This window comes from Bradyrhizobium yuanmingense, assembly GCF_029167105.1.
GTDB lineage: Bacteria > Pseudomonadota > Alphaproteobacteria > Rhizobiales > Xanthobacteraceae > Bradyrhizobium > Bradyrhizobium yuanmingense_A.
In genome coordinates, this window is the sequence record NZ_JARFML010000040.1 from 14,168 (window position 1) to 31,161 (window position 16,994).

The following is a 16,994-nucleotide window of genomic DNA, read 5'->3' on the forward strand; positions in this document are numbered from 1 at the left end:
CCGTCTCAGTTTCCCCTCCTTACGTGTCTAAAGGACAGGTTCACATGGCGCGCGACAAGATTGCTTTGATTGGCTCCGGCCAGATCGGCGGAACGCTGGCTCACCTCATCGGCCTGAAAGAACTGGGCGACGTCGTGATGTTCGACATCGCCGAGGGCGTGCCGCAGGGCAAGGCGCTCGACATCGCGCAGTCCTCGCCGGTCGACGGCTTCGATGCACACTACACCGGCGCGAATTCCTACGAGGCGCTGGACAATGCGAAGGTCTGCATCGTCACCGCCGGCGTGCCGCGCAAGCCCGGCATGAGCCGCGACGACCTCCTCTCCATCAACCTCAAGGTCATGGAGCAGGTCGGCGCCGGCATCAAGAAGTACGCCCCCGACGCCTTCGTCATCTGCATCACCAACCCGCTCGACGCCATGGTCTGGGCGCTGCAGAAGGCGTCCGGCCTGCCGCACAAGAAGGTGGTCGGCATGGCCGGCGTGCTGGATTCGGCCCGCTTCCGCTACTTCCTCGCCGACGAGTTCAACGTCTCGGTCGAGGACGTCACCGCCTTCGTGCTCGGCGGCCACGGCGACACCATGGTGCCGCTGGTGAAGTACTCCACCGTCGCCGGCATCCCGCTGCCCGACCTCGTCAAGATGGGCTGGACCTCACAGGCGCGCCTCGACGAGATCGTCGACCGCACCCGCAACGGCGGCGCCGAGATCGTCAACCTGCTCAAGACCGGCTCGGCCTTCTACGCCCCTGCCGCATCCGCGATCGCGATGGCCGAGAGCTATCTGAAGGACAAGAGGCGCGTGCTGCCCTGCGCCGCCTATCTCAACGGCGAGTACAGCGTGAAGGACATGTATGTCGGCGTGCCCGTCGTGATCGGCGCCAAGGGCGTCGAGCGCGTGGTCGAGATCGACCTCGCCGGCAAGGACCGCGAGGCGTTTGACAAGTCGGTCGGTGCCGTGCAGGGCTTGGTCGATGCCTGCAAGAAGATCGCACCCGATCTTCTCGGCCGCTAAGGCAAAGCAATACCCGCCGAAGATCGAAACCCGGTCTTCGGCGGTTTCACTTCCGGACCCCGGCTGACCGGGGTGGGGTTCCGGTCTCGGCAGATCTCGATGTCAAAGAATCCGGGTTGCAGTTCCTGTGGTATATGGTATGCCAGCCACAAGACTGAGGTGGGCCCATAGGGTCACCGCCCGCGGGTTCAGGGAGCGACCATATGAATATCCATGAATATCAGGCCAAAGCGCTGCTGCATGAATTCGGCGTTCCGATTTCGCGCGGCGTAGCGGTTCTCAAGGCCTCGGACTCCGACGCCGCCGCAAGACAGCTTCCCGGCCCGGTCTGGGTGGTGAAGAGTCAGATCCATGCCGGCGGCCGCGGCAAGGGCAAGTTCAAGGAAGCGTCCGCCGGCGACAAAGGCGGCGTCCGCATCGCCAAGTCGGTGGAAGAGGTCAACGAATTCGCCAAGCAGATGCTGGGCGCGACGCTGGTCACCGTGCAGACCGGCCCGGCCGGCAAGCAGGTCAACCGCCTCTACATCGAGGACGGCTCCGACATCGACAAGGAATTCTACCTCTCGATCCTGGTCGACCGCGAGACCTCGCGCGTCTCCTTCGTGGTGTCGACCGAAGGCGGCGTCAACATCGAGGACGTCGCGCACAACACGCCGGAGAAGATCGTGACCTTCTCGGTCGATCCGGCGACCGGCATCATGGGCCATCACGGCCGCACCGTGGCGAAGGCGCTGAGCCTGTCCGGCGATCTCGCCAAGCAGGCCGAGAAGCTGACCGCGCAGCTCTACGCGGCCTTCGTGGCCAAGGACATGTCGATGCTGGAGATCAATCCGCTGGTCGTGACCAAGCAGGGCGAGCTCCGCGTGCTCGATGCCAAGGTGTCCTTCGACGACAACGCCCTGTTCCGCCATCCCGAGATCGCGGTGTCGTTGCGCGATCTGACCGAGGAAGACGCCAAGGAAATCGAGGCGTCGAAATACGATCTCAACTACGTCACGCTCGACGGCAATATCGGCTGCATGGTCAACGGCGCCGGTCTCGCCATGGCGACGATGGACATCATCAAGCTCTACGGCATGGCGCCGGCCAACTTCCTCGACGTCGGCGGCAGCGCCAGCAAGGAGAAGGTCGCGGCCGCGTTCAAGATCATCACCGCCGATCCCAACGTGAAGGGCATCCTGGTCAACATCTTCGGCGGCATCATGAAGTGCGACGTGATCGCCGAGGGCGTCACGGCTGCGGTTCGCGAGGTCGGCCTCAGCGTGCCGCTGGTCGTCCGCCTCGAAGGCACCAACGTCGAGCTCGGCAAGAAGATCATCCGTGAATCCGGACTGAACGTGGTGCCCGCCGACAATCTCGACGACGCTGCGCAGAAGATCGTGAAGGCCGTCAAGGGAGGCTAAGGCCATGGCCCAGGACCATCTTGCCGCATCATCTCCGCTCCCCGAGCACGCGCGTCTCGCCGCGTTCGCCGGCGAATGGGATGGTGAGGAGATGGTCTTCCCGTCGCGCTGGACGGCGGGCGGGCCGGCGACCTCGCGTACTGTCGCGCGCATGGATCTCAACGGGTTCTATCTGATCCAGGACTCCGTCCAGATGCGCGACGGCAAGCAGGTCTTCGCCACCCACGGCATCTTCACCTTCGACCGCGACGACCGGACCTACAAATTGTTCTGGTACGATTCGCTCGGCTACACGCCGCCATCGCCCGCCTCGGGCGGGTGGGCCGGCAAGACCCTGACGCTGGTGCGCGGTTCGCTCCGCGGCAATGCGCGCCACGTCTACGAGATCATTAATGAGGATTCCTACTCGTTGAAGATTCAATTCTCGCCGGACGCGGAAGGCTGGTCCGACGTCCTCACCGGCGTCTACCGCCGCATCCACTGACCCACTCACTCTGTTAGTTTCGCGAAAGCAGACCTCATGTCCATCCTGATCGACAAGAACACCAAGGTCATCTGCCAGGGCTTCACCGGCAAGAACGGCACCTTCCACTCCGAGGCCGCGATCGCCTACGGCACCAAGATGGTCGGCGGCACCTCGCCGGGCAAAGGCGGCTCGACGCATCTGGGCCTGCCGGTGTTCGACACCGTGCGCGAGGCGCGTGAGAAGACCGGCGCCGACGCGTCGGTGATCTACGTGCCGCCGCCGGGCGCAGCCGACGCGATCTGCGAAGCCATCGATGCCGAGGTCCCGCTGATCGTCTGCATCACCGAGGGCATTCCTGTGATCGACATGGTTCGCGTCAAGCGCTCGCTGCTCGGCTCCAAGTCGCGCCTGATCGGGCCGAACTGCCCGGGCGTCATGACCGCCGGCGAGTGCAAGATCGGCATCATGCCCGCCAACATCTTCAAGACCGGCTCGGTCGGCATCGTCTCCCGCTCGGGCACGCTGACCTATGAAGCCGTGTTCCAGACCTCCCAGGAAGGCCTCGGCCAGACCACCGCGGTCGGCATCGGCGGCGACCCGGTCAAGGGCACCGAGTTCATCGACGTGCTGGAGATGTTGCTCGCCGACCCCAAGACCGAATCGATCATCATGATCGGCGAGATCGGCGGTTCCGCCGAGGAGGACGCCGCCCAGTTCCTCAAGGACGAGGCCAAGCGCGGCCGCAAGAAGCCGATGGTCGGCTTCATCGCCGGCGTCACCGCCCCTCCCGGCCGCCGCATGGGTCATGCCGGCGCCATCATCTCCGGCGGCAAGGGCGACGCTGGTTCCAAGACCGAGGCGATGAAATCCGCAGGGATTACAGTGTCCCCGTCGCCCGCCCGCCTCGGCCACACGCTTGCCGAAAAGTTGAAAGGCTAATTCACTTCTTCGTGCTTTTCCGGGCGAAGTTTCGCAGCAAATAGGGTAAAGGGTGCCTGTCGCGTCGAGCCCTGTCGGGGGAGCTCGGCGCCAGCGCCGTTTGTTATGCGCGAACCGAAATCGCCAGGAACTCAAGTATGTCTCGCCAGGACGCGAACGCAGCCTTTGCCCTGTCATCCTTTTTGCAGGGCACCAATGCCACCTACATCGACGAAATCTACGCCCGCTACCAGAAGGACCCGTCCTCGGTCGATGCCGAGTGGCAGGAGTTCTTCAAGAGCCTGAACGACGCGCCGGCTGACATCAGCAAGAACGCGGAAGGCCCGTCCTGGGAGCGCGACAACTGGCCGCTGACCCCGAAGGACGATCTGACCTCCGCCCTCGACGGCAACTGGGCCGAGGTCGAGAAGACGGTCGGTGGCAAGATCGCCGCCAAGGCGCAGGCCAAAGGCGCCGACATCTCCTCAGCCGACCTGCTTCAGGCGACGCGCGATTCCGTCCGCGCCCTGATGCTGATCCGCTCCTATCGCATGCGCGGCCACTTCCACGCCAAGCTCGATCCGCTCGGCATCGAAGCCCAGCGCAACCGCGAAGAGCTCGATCCGCGCACCTACGGCTTCAGCGAGGCCGATTTCGACCGCAAGATCTTCCTCGATCACGTGCTCGGCCTCGAATACGGCACGTTGCGCGAGATCACCGCGATCTGCGAGCGCACCTACTGCCAGACGCTCGGCGTCGAGTTCATGCACATCAGCAACGCGGCGCAGAAGGCCTGGATCCAGGAGCGCATCGAGGGACCTGACAAGGAGATCTCGTTCACGCGTGAAGGCCGCAGGGCCATCCTGCAGAAGCTGATCGAAGCCGAGGGTTTCGAAAAGTTCTGCGACACCAAGTTCACCGGCACCAAGCGCTTCGGCCTCGACGGCGGTGAAGCCCTGATCCCCGCGCTCGAGCAGATCATCAAGCGCGGCGGCAATCTCGGCGTGAAGGAAATCGTGCTCGGCATGCCGCATCGCGGCCGCCTCAACGTGCTGACCCAGGTGTTGGGCAAGGCCCATCGCGCGCTGTTCCACGAGTTCAAGGGCGGCTCGGCAAATCCCGACGCGGTCGAAGGCTCCGGCGACGTCAAGTATCACCTCGGCGCCTCCTCGGACCGCGAGTTCGACGGCAACCGCATCCACCTGTCGCTGACCGCCAACCCCTCGCATCTCGAGATCGTCGATCCCGTCGTGCTCGGCAAGGTCCGCGCCAAGCAGGACCAGCACGGCGATCCCCCGGACATGCGCATCTCGGTGATGCCGCTCCTGATGCACGGCGACGCCGCGTTCGCCGGCCAGGGCGTGGTCGCGGAGTGTTTCGGCCTGTCCGACCTGAAGGGCTACCGCACCGGCGGCTCCGTGCACTTCATCGTCAACAACCAGATCGGCTTCACCACCTATCCGCGCTACTCGCGCTCCTCGCCCTATCCGTCGGATGTGGCGAAGATGATCGACGCACCGATCTTCCACGTCAACGGCGACGATCCGGAAGCCGTCGTGTTCGCGGCCAAGGTCGCGACCGAATTCCGGCAGAAGTTCCACAAGCCCGTCGTCATCGACATGTGGTGTTATCGCCGCTACGGCCACAATGAGGGCGATGAGCCGGCCTTCACCCAGCCGGTGATGTACAAGCGGATCGCAGCCCATCCCTCGACGCTGACGCTCTACTCCAAGCGCCTGATCGCAGAAGGCGTCGTCACCGAGGGCGAGGTCGACAAGCTGAAGGCGGACTGGCGCGCCCGGCTCGATGCCGAGTTCGAGGCCGGCACCTCCTACAAGCCGAACAAGGCCGACTGGCTCGACGGCAAGTGGGCGGGCTTCAAGATCGCCGATCAGGAAGAGGATGCGCGGCGCGGCGTCACCGGCGTCGACATCGCTGTGCTGAAGGACATCGGCCGCAAGATCACCAAGGTGCCGGACGGCTTCCGTGTTCACCGCACCATTCAGCGTTTCCTCGATAACCGCGCCAAGGCGATCGAGAGCGGCAACGGCATCGACTGGGCGACCGGCGAGGCGCTGGCGTTCTGCTCGCTGCTCAACGAAAACCACCACGTCCGGCTATCAGGACAGGACTCGGAACGCGGCACCTTCTCGCAGCGCCATTCGGTCCTGATCGATCAGGAGGACGAGAGCCGCTACACGCCGTTCAACCATCTCGGCCACGAGCAGGGCCATTACGAGGTCATCAACTCGCTGCTGTCGGAAGAAGCCGTGCTCGGTTTCGAATACGGCTATTCGCTCGCCGAGCCGAACACGCTGACGCTGTGGGAAGCCCAGTTCGGCGACTTCGCCAACGGCGCGCAGGTCGTGTTCGACCAGTTCATCTCGTCGGGCGAGCGCAAATGGCTGCGCATGTCCGGTCTGGTCTGCCTGTTGCCGCACGGCTACGAGGGCCAGGGGCCGGAGCACTCCTCGGCGCGCCTCGAGCGTTACTTGCAGATGTGCGCGGAAGACAACATGCAGGTGGTCTACCCGACCACGCCGGCGAACTATTTCCACGTGCTGCGCCGGCAGCTGCATCGCGAGATCCGCAAGCCGCTGATCATGATGACGCCGAAGTCGCTGCTGCGTCACAAGCGGGCGGTGTCGCGTCTCGACGAGCTCGCGAAGGGCACGACCTTCCACCGCATCCTCTACGATGACGCCCAGATGCTGCCGAACGAGGCGATCAAGCTCGTCCCCGACGAGAAGATCCGCCGCATCGTGCTGTGCTCCGGCAAGGTCTATTACGACCTCTACGAGGAGCGCGAGAAGCGCGGCATCGACGACATCTACCTGATGCGCGTCGAGCAGCTCTACCCGGTGCCGCTGAAGGCGCTGGTGGCCGAGCTGTCGCGCTTCAAGAAGGCCGAGATGGTGTGGTGCCAGGAAGAGCCCCGCAACATGGGTGCCTGGCACTTCATCGAGCCCTATCTGGAATGGGTGCTGAACCAGGTGAACGGCGCGAGCCGGCGTCCGCGTTATGTCGGCCGCGCCGCATCCGCCGCGACCGCCACGGGTCTGATGTCCAAGCATCAGGCTCAGCTGAAGGCGTTCCTGGACGAAGCACTGAGCTGAGAAGTTTTTTAGACGCTGTCATCGCCCGCCCAGTGCGCAATTGCGCATAGGCGGGGCATGACGCCTGTAGAATTCATGAACGCTACCTGCGATCCCTTAAGGATGAGACCATGACTGAAATTCGTGTGCCGACGCTCGGCGAATCCGTCACCGAGGCCACCATCGGCCGCTGGTTCAAGAAGGCCGGCGACCCCGTCGCCGTCGACGAGCCCCTGGTGGAGCTCGAGACCGACAAGGTTACCATCGAAGTCCCCGCGCCGACCGCCGGCACGCTGAGCGAGATCATCGCTGCCGATGGTGCGACCGTTGCCGTGGGCGCGCTGCTCGGTCAGATCACCGAAGGTGCCGGCGCAGCCAAGCCCGCTGCCGCGCCGGCCAAGGCTGCCGCGCCTGCCGCTGCCGCCGCTGCTCCGGCTCCCGCTGCCGCGAAGGCGCCGCCGGCCGATGCGCCGCTCGCGCCGTCGGTGCGCAAACTGTCGGCCGAGACCGGCATTGATGCCTCGACTGTTCCGGGCTCCGGCAAGGACGGCCGCGTCACCAAGGGCGACATGCTGGCCGCGATCGAGCGCGCCGCCTCCGCGCCGACGCCGGTCAACCAGCCCGCCGCTGCCGTGCAGGTCCGCGCGCCGTCGCCGGCCGATGACGCCGCCCGCGAAGAGCGCGTCAAGATGACCCGGCTGCGCCAGACCATCGCGCGCCGCCTTAAGGACGTGCAGAACACCGCGGCCATGCTTACGACCTTCAACGAGGTCGACATGACCAACGTCATGGCGCTGCGCGCGCACTACAAGGACGCGTTCGAGAAGAAGCACGGCGCCAAGCTCGGCTTCATGGGCTTCTTCACCAAGGCCGTCGTGCAGGCGCTGAAGGACATCCCGGCCGTCAACGCCGAGATCGACGGCAGCGACCTGATCTACAAGAACTACTACCACATCGGCGTTGCCGTCGGCACCGACAAGGGCCTGGTCGTGCCCGTGGTGCGCGACTGCGACCACAAGTCGATCTCCGACATCGAGAAGAGCATCGCCGATTTCGGCCGCCGCGCCCGTGACGGCCAGCTCAAGATCGACGAGATGCAGGGCGGTACCTTCACCATCACCAATGGCGGCATCTACGGCTCGCTGATGTCGACCCCGATCCTGAACGCGCCGCAGTCCGGCATCCTCGGCATGCACAAGATCCAGGAGCGGCCGATGGTCGTCGGCGGCAAGATCGAGGTCCGCCCGATGATGTATCTGGCGCTGTCCTACGATCACCGCGTCATCGACGGCAAGGAAGCCGTCACCTTCCTGGTCCGCGTCAAGGAGAGCCTGGAGGATCCGGCGCGCCTGGTGCTCGATCTCTGATTCGAGGCTGTCGTGTCTGATGACGCCACAGCTCGTCCGCCCTGGATGCCGTCGGAAATTTCCGAGGGCAGTGCTCCACCTGCATGGGACCAGGACGAAGGGGACGGCCTCGTTGGGCAATTGCTTCTCGCCGGATTTACCTACCTTGCCGCCGACGGAAAGACCGTGACATCGCAGGTCCAATTCTGGGGCAAAATCGTCAGCGCGACTCCCAAGGGCATCGAGGTCAAGTGCGAGGGTAAGGTGTGGACCGGACAGACGGTCAATCTGCCTCCGCACCTCTCGATGTATCTCGCCGCGGGACCAGGCGAATATCGCCTGCGCTCGACGGGTGAGGTCGTGAAGGATCCCGATCTGACGACGGCCTGGACGATCACCCAGTCCGAAGAGTCACAGAACTGATGCCAATAGGTCGGAAAATGCAGGTCAGCCGCGGGAGACGAAATTGACCGATAAAGTCGTTGTCATCACCGGCGGCAGCCGCGGCATCGGACGGGCGACCGCGCTCGCGGCGGCCGCGCGCGGCTATCGCGTCGTGGTCGGCTATGCCAGCAACAAGAAGGCCGCCGACGAGGTGGTTGCGCAGATCGCGGCCAGCAACGGCAAGGCCGTCGCGGTGAAATGCGATGTCGCCGAGGAACGCGATATCATCAACCTGTTCAAGGAAGCCGACAAGTTCGGCACCCTCGGCGCGCTCGTCAACAATGGCGGCATCGTCGGTACGAGCGGCGTGCGCGTCGACGAGATGTCGGCCGAGCGCATCCAGCGCGTCATGGCGGTCAACGTCACCGGCTCGATCCTCTGCGCGCGCGAGGCGGTGAAGCGGATGTCGACCAAGCATGGCGGCAAGGGCGGCGTCATCGTCAATCTGTCGTCGGTCGCGGCCAGGCTCGGCGCACCCAACACCTATGTCGATTATGCCGCGTCCAAGGGCGCGATCGATTCCTTCACCACCGGCCTTGGCTATGAGGTCGCAAACGAAGGCATCCGCGTCGCGGGCATTCGCCCGGGCCTGATCGATACGGAAATCCACGCCTCGGGCGGCGAGCCCGACCGGCACCACCGGCTGGCTCATATGGTGCCGATGAAGCGCGTCGGCACAGCCGATGAAATCGCGAACGCCATCCTCTGGCTGATGTCGGACGAGGCCTCCTACATCACCGCCGCCACTCTCGATGTGTCCGGCGGCCGCTGACGGATCGGCGGACGCATCCTCACCACGCCTAACCTTACGGGACTTTCTCTCATGGCTACCTACGATCTCGTCGTCATCGGCACCGGACCGGGCGGTTATGTCTGCGCGGTACGCGCGAGCCAGCTCGGCATGAAGGTCGCCGTGGTCGAAAAGAACGCGACCCTCGGCGGCACCTGCCTCAATGTCGGCTGCATGCCGTCGAAGGCGCTGCTGCACGCCTCCGAGATGTTCGAGGAAGCCGGCCATTCCTTTGCCAAGATGGGCGTCAGCGTTTCCGCGCCGAAGCTCGATCTGCCCGCGATGATGAACTTCAAGCAGCAGGGCATCGACGGCAACGTCAAGGGCGTCGAGTTCCTGATGAAGAAGAACAAGATCGACGTGCTCAAGGGCGCCGGCAAGATCCTCGCCACCGGCAAGGTCGAGGTCTCCGCCGACGGCAAGTCGCAAGTTGTCGAGACCAAGAACATCGTGATCGCCACCGGCTCGGACATTGCGCGCCTCAAGGGCATCGAGATCGACGAGAAGCGCATCGTGTCCTCGACCGGCGCGCTGTCGCTGGAGAAGGTCCCCGGCAAGCTCCTCATCGTCGGTGCCGGCGTGATTGGCCTCGAGCTCGGCTCGGTGTGGAAGCGGCTCGGCGCCGAAGTCGTCGTCGTCGAATTTTTGGACCGCATCCTGCCCGGCATGGACGGCGAAATTGCAAAACAATTCCAGCGCATCCTCGAGAAGCAGGGCTTTGCGTTCAAGCTCGGCGCCAAGGTTACGGGCGTCGACACCTCGGGCAAGACGCTGAAGGCGACGATCGAGCCCGCCGCCGGCGGCACCGCGGAGACGCTCGAAGCCGACGTCGTCCTCGTCTGCATCGGCCGCGTGCCCTACACCGAGGGTCTCGGGCTCAAGGAAGCCGGCGTCGCGCTGGACGCGCGCGGCCGCGTGCAGATCGATCCGCATTTCGCCACCAGCCTGAAGGGCGTCTATGCCATCGGCGACGTCGTCGCCGGCCCGATGCTCGCGCACAAGGCGGAGGACGAGGGCGTTGCGGTTGCCGAGATCATCGCAGGGCAAGCCGGCCACGTGAATTACGATGTCATCCCAGGCGTCGTGTATACCACGCCGGAAGTGTCCTGCGTCGGCAAGACCGAGGAGGAACTCAAGCAGGCGGGCGTCGCCTATACGGTCGGAAAGTTTCCGTTCACCGCCAACGGCCGCTCCAAGGTCAACCAGACCACCGACGGCTTTGTGAAGATTCTCGCGGATGCGAAGACCGATCGCGTGCTCGGCGTGCACATCATCGGCCGCGAAGCCGGCGAAATGATCCATGAAGCGTGTGTTCTCATGGAATTTGGCGGCAGCGCGGAAGATCTCGCGCGCACCTGCCACGCCCATCCGACCCGCTCGGAGGCCGTCAAGGAAGCCGCGCTTGCGGTCGGCAAGCGAGCCATCCATATGTAACGACGCGCCCAGCGCCGAACCGGGCGGGAAACACATGCTGCGCCGCCTGCTTCAACCGGTCTGGGTCCTGCTTGCGATCGTCTTCCTGATCGAAGCCTGGCTGTGGGATCATCTCGAGCCGATCGTCGCCAGGATCGTCGCAGCGATTCCGCTGGCGCGCTTCAAGCATTGGCTGACGGAGCGCGTCGATGCGCTCTCGCCGGCCATGACGCTGCTCGTGTTTGCGGTGCCCGTCGTCCCGCTGTTTCCGCTCAAGCTGGTCGGGCTGTGGCTGCTCGCGCATGAGTACTGGACCGCCGCGTTCTTCACGATCGTGTTCGGAAAGCTCGTCGGCGTCGGCGTCACCGCCTTCGTGTTCGACGTCACGCGCGCCAAGCTTCTGGAGATGCGCTGGTTCGAGCGGATCTACGCCCTGGTGCTGAGGATCCGCGCCAAGGCCGCGGAGCTGGTCGATCCGATCAAGCGCCGCATCCGCGCGCTGATCGCCGGCAACGGCGAGGGCTGGTCCTCCCGCACGCTGCGTATGATCCAGCGCTTCAGGAAGAGCGTGCATCAGGCGCGGTGAGCTGCCGAAGGCATGCGCCTCTATCCTCCGTCATTGCGAGCCACCGGGTCCGCGCAAAGCGCGGCCCGACGACAGGCTCCGCAAAGCAATCCAGAATCTTTCCGCGGAGGCGGTCTGGATTGCTTCGTCGCAAGGGCTCCTCGCAATGACGCGGTGAGAACCCTGCCACGCGCCCCTCAATGCAAATGCAACAGATGCGGCCACCACAGGCCGAGTGCGGTCATGATCAGGCCGGCGATCGTCAGCGCGCCGCCGACATAGGCGAGCGCGATCATGCCGGTGATGATGGTGGCGGACGCCAGCACGATGCCGATCTGGAAGGCGGCCGAGGCCAGCTCGAAATGGTGGTACTTCGCGGTCGCCTCGTCGCGCGCGTGCTCGGCCTGCTTGGCCTTTGCCGCGAGCTGCTCGGTGCCCTCGCCGGTCTCGGGCTCGGAGCGGTAGCGCTGCGCCGTCTTGGTCCAGTCGTCGATCTGCTTCTGCACGGTGGGCTTCTGCGCCTCGCTCGCCTCGGCCAGCGTCAGCTTGCCCTGCTCGGCCGCGGTCACCACCACGGTGCGGCGGATGCTCTTGGCCTGGAAGAACGCCCAGAGATTGGCGGCCTCGACGTTCTTGCTGATCGATTCGGTCTGGGACGCCTTGCCGAGCGTCTCCGAAATCGCCAGGAACAGCGCCAGCACGGCGATCAGGAGGGCGATCTTCTTGTTCGAGCCGGACGCGTGTTCGGCGTGCTCGGCATGCTCCATGCTTTCATGTGCGCCCATAAATGTCTCTCCTGTGCAGGTTCCCACGATTTGACCGAACCGTGGGCGCTGCGCAAGAGGCACGCGAGCTATGACGAGAGTGTGTCAGCGCCGCGGATGCGCGCTGGCATACACCTCGAGCAGCCGCTCGGAATCGATGCCGGTATAGACCTGCGTCGTCGAGAGCGAGGAATGGCCGAGCAATTCCTGGATGGCGCGCAGGTCGCCGCCGCGCGAGAGCAGATGCGTGGCGAATGAATGCCGCAGCGCGTGCGGCGTGGCGCTGTCGGGCAGCCCGAGCGCGCCGCGCAGCCGCTCCATCGCGAGCTGGATGATGCGCGGGCTCAAGGGGCCGCCGCGCGCGCCGACGAAGATCGGGCCGTCCGCCGGTAGTGGATAGGGGCATATCGCGACGTAGTCTTGAATCAATGCGAGCACGTTCTGCAGCACCGGCACCATGCGGGTCTTGTTGCCCTTGCCGGTCACGACCAGCACGTCGCCTTCGCCGGGCCGCGGCACCTCGCGGCGCTTCAGGGAGAGCGCTTCGGAGATGCGCAGGCCCGAGCCGTACAGCAGCGCCATCACCGCGGCATCGCGCGCCAGGATCCACGTCTCGCGTTCCTCGCCGGCGCGCTCGTCGGCGTCGGCGAGGCGTTTCGCCGAGGCCATCGGCAGCGGCTTCGGCAGGCTCTTGGCGACCTTCGGCGCGCGGATCGCCGACAATGCGCCGACCTTGCCCTTGCCCTCGCGCTCCAGAAAACGTCCGAACGAGCGCAGGCCCGCCAGCGCGCGCATCAGGCTGCGGCCGGCAATGTCGTCGGCCCGGCGCATCGCCATGAAGGCGCGCACGTCGGTGGCTTCCAGCGCTGCAAACCGCTCCAGCGTCACCCGCTCGCCCCAATGGGCACAGAGGAAATCCAGGCATTGCCGCAGATCGCGGCCATAGGCCTCCAGCGTCTTCGGCGACAGCCGCCGCTCGGCGCCGAGATGCGTCAGCCAGCGCGCCATCTCCTGCGCGATCGAAGGATCGGCGCTGGCGAACTCGATGTGTGGGACGGCCGCTTTGCTCATGCGCTCTGGACGTGGTGATTCCGCACAGTATATCGCATCACACCAGTTTACTGTTCGCTAAGGCCGCCGCGCGGCGCTAGCCTCAAGGCCTCAAGGTTCCGATTCCCCGCTCATGGACCAATCGCCGCGCAACACCACCGCTCCCGCCACCGGCATGGTCGACGTGCTGGTGCCGGTCGCGCTCGACCAGACCTATTCCTACAAGGTGCCGCGCGGCATGGAGCTGAAGGCGGGCGACCTCGTCGGTGTGCCGCTCGGTCCGCGCGAGGTGCTGGCCGTGGTCTGGGGCGAGAACGCCAATCCCGATCCGCGCCTGCATAACCGCCTCAAGGAGGTCAGCGAGAAGCTGGACATTCCCCCGCTCAAGCCGGAGCTGCGTTCGGTGGTGGACTGGGTCGCCAATTACACGCTGAGCTCACGCGGCATGGTGCTGCGCATGTGCCTGCGCATGGGCGAAAATCTCGGTCCGGAGCGGGTGCGCGCCGGCGTTCGCCTGACCGGCGATCCCCCGAAGCGTCTGACGCCGGCGCGCCAGCGCGTGATCGCGCTGCTGTCGGACCGGCTGCTGCACGGCAAGTCCGAGGCGGCCAAGGAGGCCGGCGTCTCCTCGGGCGTGATCGACGGCCTCGTCGACGAAGGCACGCTCACGGTGGAGCCGATGCCGCCGCCGCCTCCGCCGCCGGCGCCTGATCCGGAATTCGGCCGGCCGGATTTTTCGCCGCTACAGCGTGCCGGTGTGGATGCGATGCGCGCGCTCGCGGCCAACGGCACCTTCCACGTCGCGCTGCTCGACGGCGTCACCGGCTCGGGCAAGACCGAGGTCTATTTCGAAGCGGTCGCCGAGGTGATCCGCCGCGGCAAGCAGGCGCTGATCCTGATGCCGGAGATCGCGCTGACCGGCCAGTTCCTCGATCGCTTCGCGCAGCGTTTTGGCGTGCGTCCGATCGAATGGCACTCCGAGCTCACCCCGCGCACCCGCGCGCGCAACTGGGCGGCGATCTCCGAAGGTTCGGCGCCGGTCGTGGTCGGCGCGCGCTCGGCGCTGTTCCTGCCTTACGCCAATCTTGGCCTCATCGTCGTCGATGAGGAGCACGACCAGGCCTACAAGCAGGACGACGGCGTGCATTACCACGCCCGCGACATGGCGGTGGTGCGCGGGCATATCGCAAAAATCCCGGTCGTGCTGGCCTCCGCGACGCCGTCGGTGGAGTCCGAGGTCAACGCGCGCAAGAACCGCTACCAGCGTATCGCGCTGCCCTCGCGCTTCGGCGGCCAGCACATGCCGCATATCGAGGCCATCGACCTGCGTCGCGAGCCGCCCGCGCGCGGCCGCTTCATCTCGCCGCGCCTTGCCGGAGAGATCAGGACCGCGATCGAGCGGCGCGAGCAGGCGCTGTTGTTCCTCAACCGCCGCGGCTATGCGCCGCTCACCTTGTGCCGTGCCTGCGGCCATCGCTTCGCCTGCACCATCTGCGATGCCTGGCTGGTCGATCATCGCTTTCGCCAGCGCCTCGTCTGTCACCATTGCGGCTTCTCGATGCCGCGCCCGCACATCTGCCCGAACTGTTCGGCCGAGGAATCGCTGGTCGCGGTCGGCCCCGGCGTCGAGCGCCTGCAGGAGGAGGCGGCCGCGTTGTTCCCGCAAGCCCGCACCATGGTGCTGTCGAGCGATCTCATCACCTCGATCGAGACGATGCGGAGCGAGCTTGCCGAGATCGCGGAGGGCCGCGTCGACATCATCATCGGCACGCAGCTCGTCGCCAAGGGGCACAACTTCCCGCGGCTCAATCTGGTCGGCGTTGTCGATGCCGATCTCGGCCTTTCCAACGGCGATCCGCGCGCAGCCGAGCGCACCTGGCAGTTGCTCAACCAGGTGATCGGCCGCGCCGGCCGCGAGCAGGGCCGCGGCATCGGCTATCTGCAGACCCACCAGCCCGATCATCCCGTGATGCGGGCGCTCGTCGCCTGCGACCGCGAGGCCTTCTACGACAGCGAGATCGAGCTGCGCGAAAAGACGCTCTATCCGCCGTTCGGCCGGCTCGCCAGCCTGATCATCTCCGCCGGCGATCGCCCGGGCGCTGAAGGCTTCGGCCGTAAGCTCGTCGCGCTCGCGCCGCGCGACGAGCGCGTCGTCGTGCTCGGCCCCGCCGAAGCGCCGCTCGCCGTCATCAAGGGCCGCTACCGCTTCCGCATCCTGGTGAAATCGGCGCGCGGTTTCGACCTGTCGGACTATTTACGCAACTGGCTCGCGGTCTGCCCGAAGCCGACAGGCAATCTGAAGCTGGAAGTCGACGTCGATCCGCAGAGCTTTTTGTAGCCACGCCGTAGCCAAATCCTCCGCCGTCATTCCGGGGCGCGACGAAGTCGCGAGCCCGGAATCCATTCCTCCGCCGACTCTGCCGCGCGATGGATTCCGGGCTCGCGCTTCGCGCGCCCCGGAATGACGGCAGACAACAAAAAAGCCCGCGGTCCCCCAAGACCACGGGCTTGTCTCACGCGCGCTGCAAACTGATGGAAACTGCGCGTGTGAGGCGAGGCGCTCGAGACGCCCCGTTAGGAGACGACTTCCGCAGTGACGCGGCCGACGCCGCGACTGGTGAGGCCAATGGCGCGGGCGGCACCCGTGGAGAGGTCGAGTACACGCCCGCGAATGAACGGGCCGCGGTCGTTGATGGTGACGATGACGCTCTGGCTGCCATGGGTGACGCGCAGCTTGGTGCCGAAGGGCAGCGAACGGTGCGCCGCGGTCATGGCGTTCTGGTTGAAGCGCTGGCCCGAGGCGGTCTTGCTACCGGACTCATTGCCGTAAAAGGACGCGATGCCGGAGAAGCTGCGGCCCGTGCCGGAGGTCGGCGTCATCGACGCATTGGCATTGCGCCAATCGGCGGTCGCGTTGGCCTCGGTCTGGGCGTGGTGGCGGTGGTGATGCCGGTGATGCCGGGATTTGGCGGAAGCTTCGGTGGCAGTTCCACCGACGAGGAGAGTTGCGGCGACGAAAGCAATCGCCGTACGCGGCCGGGTCACAAGGCCCAGCGTCTTCAAAGACAGCATTTAATGGTCCCTAAGCTAGTATTGCCACATTTGTGGCAAGTGGAGCCCCCATCAGTTTGTGAGCGGGTTGGCGTTTCGATTCTCAATGAGGCGTGAATTGGGCAGTAAATCCGGTATGTGTCGTCATGAAATATCTTGTTACCGTTGCGAGATATTCATACGAAGTCCCGTAATCTTCGCCTTTAACGATTTATTAACCTCTATATTACTTGCGAATACTGTAAAGCGAAGTCATCGCCTCTAGCGTTTAGAAATCGATAAGTATTCGGCGGGTGGAACTGGTGGGAACAGATTCACGCCTCAGCGATCCGTGTTCATGGCCGCTATGCGCTGAGGGCAGGAACCAATGGAGGTGTTGCGGCAGGTCCGGCGCTGATTTCCGTGACGTGGCAGGTCGCCGCCTCGGTCGCCCCTCCCGCGCGCAATGTGTTGCGAGGCTGCGACGAACTGGCGAGAGAACCTCATGCCTTTAGTTTGGCGTCATGTTGCACCTGCGCACCTGCTATGTTAGCAAAGCCGCGATTTTAACGAGCCCGGCACCTCCCGTGCTGGTCGAAAATCGAAGTCCCGCTTGAATTCCAAGGGCTTGGATCGCTAGGCGCCGCTTCGTGGCGACGGTTTTTCCCTTGCGAGTTTGACAGCAAAAAGAGCGCGT

The 16,994-nt window shown here is 65.1% G+C and carries 14 protein-coding genes; 11 read left to right on the forward strand and 3 right to left on the reverse strand.

Going from position 1 to position 16,994, the window contains the following annotated elements; genetic code table 11:
• The first annotated feature begins 44 nt into the window (after nt 1-44).
• The 10 genes from mdh (at nt 45) to P0R31_RS34350 (ending at nt 11,474) form a co-directional block, all read left to right on the forward strand.
• Nucleotides 45-1,013 (forward strand): malate dehydrogenase, encoded by a 969-nt coding sequence (gene mdh / locus P0R31_RS34305; protein ID WP_275519139.1) that lies wholly within the window; start codon nt 45-47, stop codon nt 1,011-1,013.
• A gap of 203 nt (nt 1,014-1,216) precedes the next feature.
• Nucleotides 1,217-2,416 carry an ADP-forming succinate--CoA ligase subunit beta gene (gene sucC, locus P0R31_RS34310; RefSeq protein WP_275519140.1) on the forward strand — a complete coding sequence of 400 codons (1,200 nt, stop codon included), beginning with the start codon at nt 1,217-1,219 and terminating at the stop codon, nt 2,414-2,416.
• A 4-nt stretch (nt 2,417-2,420) separates the two neighbouring features.
• On the forward strand, nt 2,421-2,900 hold the full coding sequence (locus P0R31_RS34315) for a DUF1579 family protein (RefSeq protein ID WP_036024613.1): 480 nt from the start codon (nt 2,421-2,423) through the stop codon (nt 2,898-2,900).
• 36 nt (nt 2,901-2,936) lie between these two features.
• Nucleotides 2,937-3,821 carry a succinate--CoA ligase subunit alpha gene (gene sucD, locus P0R31_RS34320; protein WP_036008780.1) on the forward strand — a complete coding sequence of 295 codons (885 nt, stop codon included), beginning with the start codon at nt 2,937-2,939 and terminating at the stop codon, nt 3,819-3,821.
• Between the two features lie 137 nt (nt 3,822-3,958).
• Nucleotides 3,959-6,916: a 2-oxoglutarate dehydrogenase E1 component gene (locus tag P0R31_RS34325; RefSeq protein WP_275519141.1), complete on the forward strand. Its 2,958-nt coding sequence runs from the start codon at nt 3,959-3,961 to the stop codon at nt 6,914-6,916.
• 110 nt (nt 6,917-7,026) lie between these two features.
• Nucleotides 7,027-8,262, forward strand: a complete 1,236-nt coding sequence (gene odhB, locus P0R31_RS34330) for a 2-oxoglutarate dehydrogenase complex dihydrolipoyllysine-residue succinyltransferase (RefSeq protein WP_275519142.1) — start codon at nt 7,027-7,029, stop codon at nt 8,260-8,262.
• 12 nt (nt 8,263-8,274) lie between these two features.
• Entirely contained in the window at nt 8,275-8,664 is a 390-nt protein-coding gene (locus P0R31_RS34335) for a hypothetical protein (RefSeq protein ID WP_275519143.1), read from the forward strand.
• Nucleotides 8,665-8,707: 43 nt separating this feature from the next.
• Nucleotides 8,708-9,457: an SDR family oxidoreductase gene (locus tag P0R31_RS34340; protein WP_275519144.1), complete on the forward strand. Its 750-nt coding sequence runs from the start codon at nt 8,708-8,710 to the stop codon at nt 9,455-9,457.
• Nucleotides 9,458-9,508: 51 nt separating this feature from the next.
• Complete coding sequence (gene lpdA / locus P0R31_RS34345) at nt 9,509-10,909, forward strand: dihydrolipoyl dehydrogenase (protein ID WP_275519145.1); 1,401 nt, start codon at nt 9,509-9,511, stop codon at nt 10,907-10,909.
• A gap of 34 nt (nt 10,910-10,943) precedes the next feature.
• The gene (locus P0R31_RS34350) at nt 10,944-11,474 is read left to right on the forward strand and encodes a hypothetical protein (RefSeq protein ID WP_275519146.1); all 531 of its coding nucleotides are present in this window, start codon (nt 10,944-10,946) and stop codon (nt 11,472-11,474) included.
• A gap of 176 nt (nt 11,475-11,650) precedes the next feature.
• Here P0R31_RS34350 and P0R31_RS34355 read toward each other — a convergent pair whose 3' ends face one another.
• Both P0R31_RS34355 and P0R31_RS34360 read right to left on the reverse strand, forming a co-directional pair.
• Nucleotides 11,651-12,238, reverse strand: a complete 588-nt coding sequence (locus tag P0R31_RS34355) for a DUF4337 domain-containing protein (protein WP_275519147.1) — start codon at nt 12,236-12,238, stop codon at nt 11,651-11,653.
• An 84-nt stretch (nt 12,239-12,322) separates the two neighbouring features.
• Nucleotides 12,323-13,288, reverse strand: a complete 966-nt coding sequence (locus tag P0R31_RS34360) for a tyrosine recombinase XerC (protein ID WP_275519148.1) — start codon at nt 13,286-13,288, stop codon at nt 12,323-12,325.
• A gap of 112 nt (nt 13,289-13,400) precedes the next feature.
• Here P0R31_RS34360 and P0R31_RS34365 point away from each other — a divergent pair, with 112 nt between their 5' ends.
• Entirely contained in the window at nt 13,401-15,605 is a 2,205-nt protein-coding gene (locus P0R31_RS34365; protein WP_275519149.1) for a primosomal protein N', read from the forward strand.
• Between the two features lie 236 nt (nt 15,606-15,841).
• On the opposite strand, the gene P0R31_RS34370 is transcribed toward P0R31_RS34365, so the two are convergent.
• Nucleotides 15,842-16,339 (reverse strand): septal ring lytic transglycosylase RlpA family protein, encoded by a 498-nt coding sequence (locus tag P0R31_RS34370; protein ID WP_275519150.1) that lies wholly within the window; start codon nt 16,337-16,339, stop codon nt 15,842-15,844.
• Between the last annotated feature and the right edge of the window lie 655 nt (nt 16,340-16,994).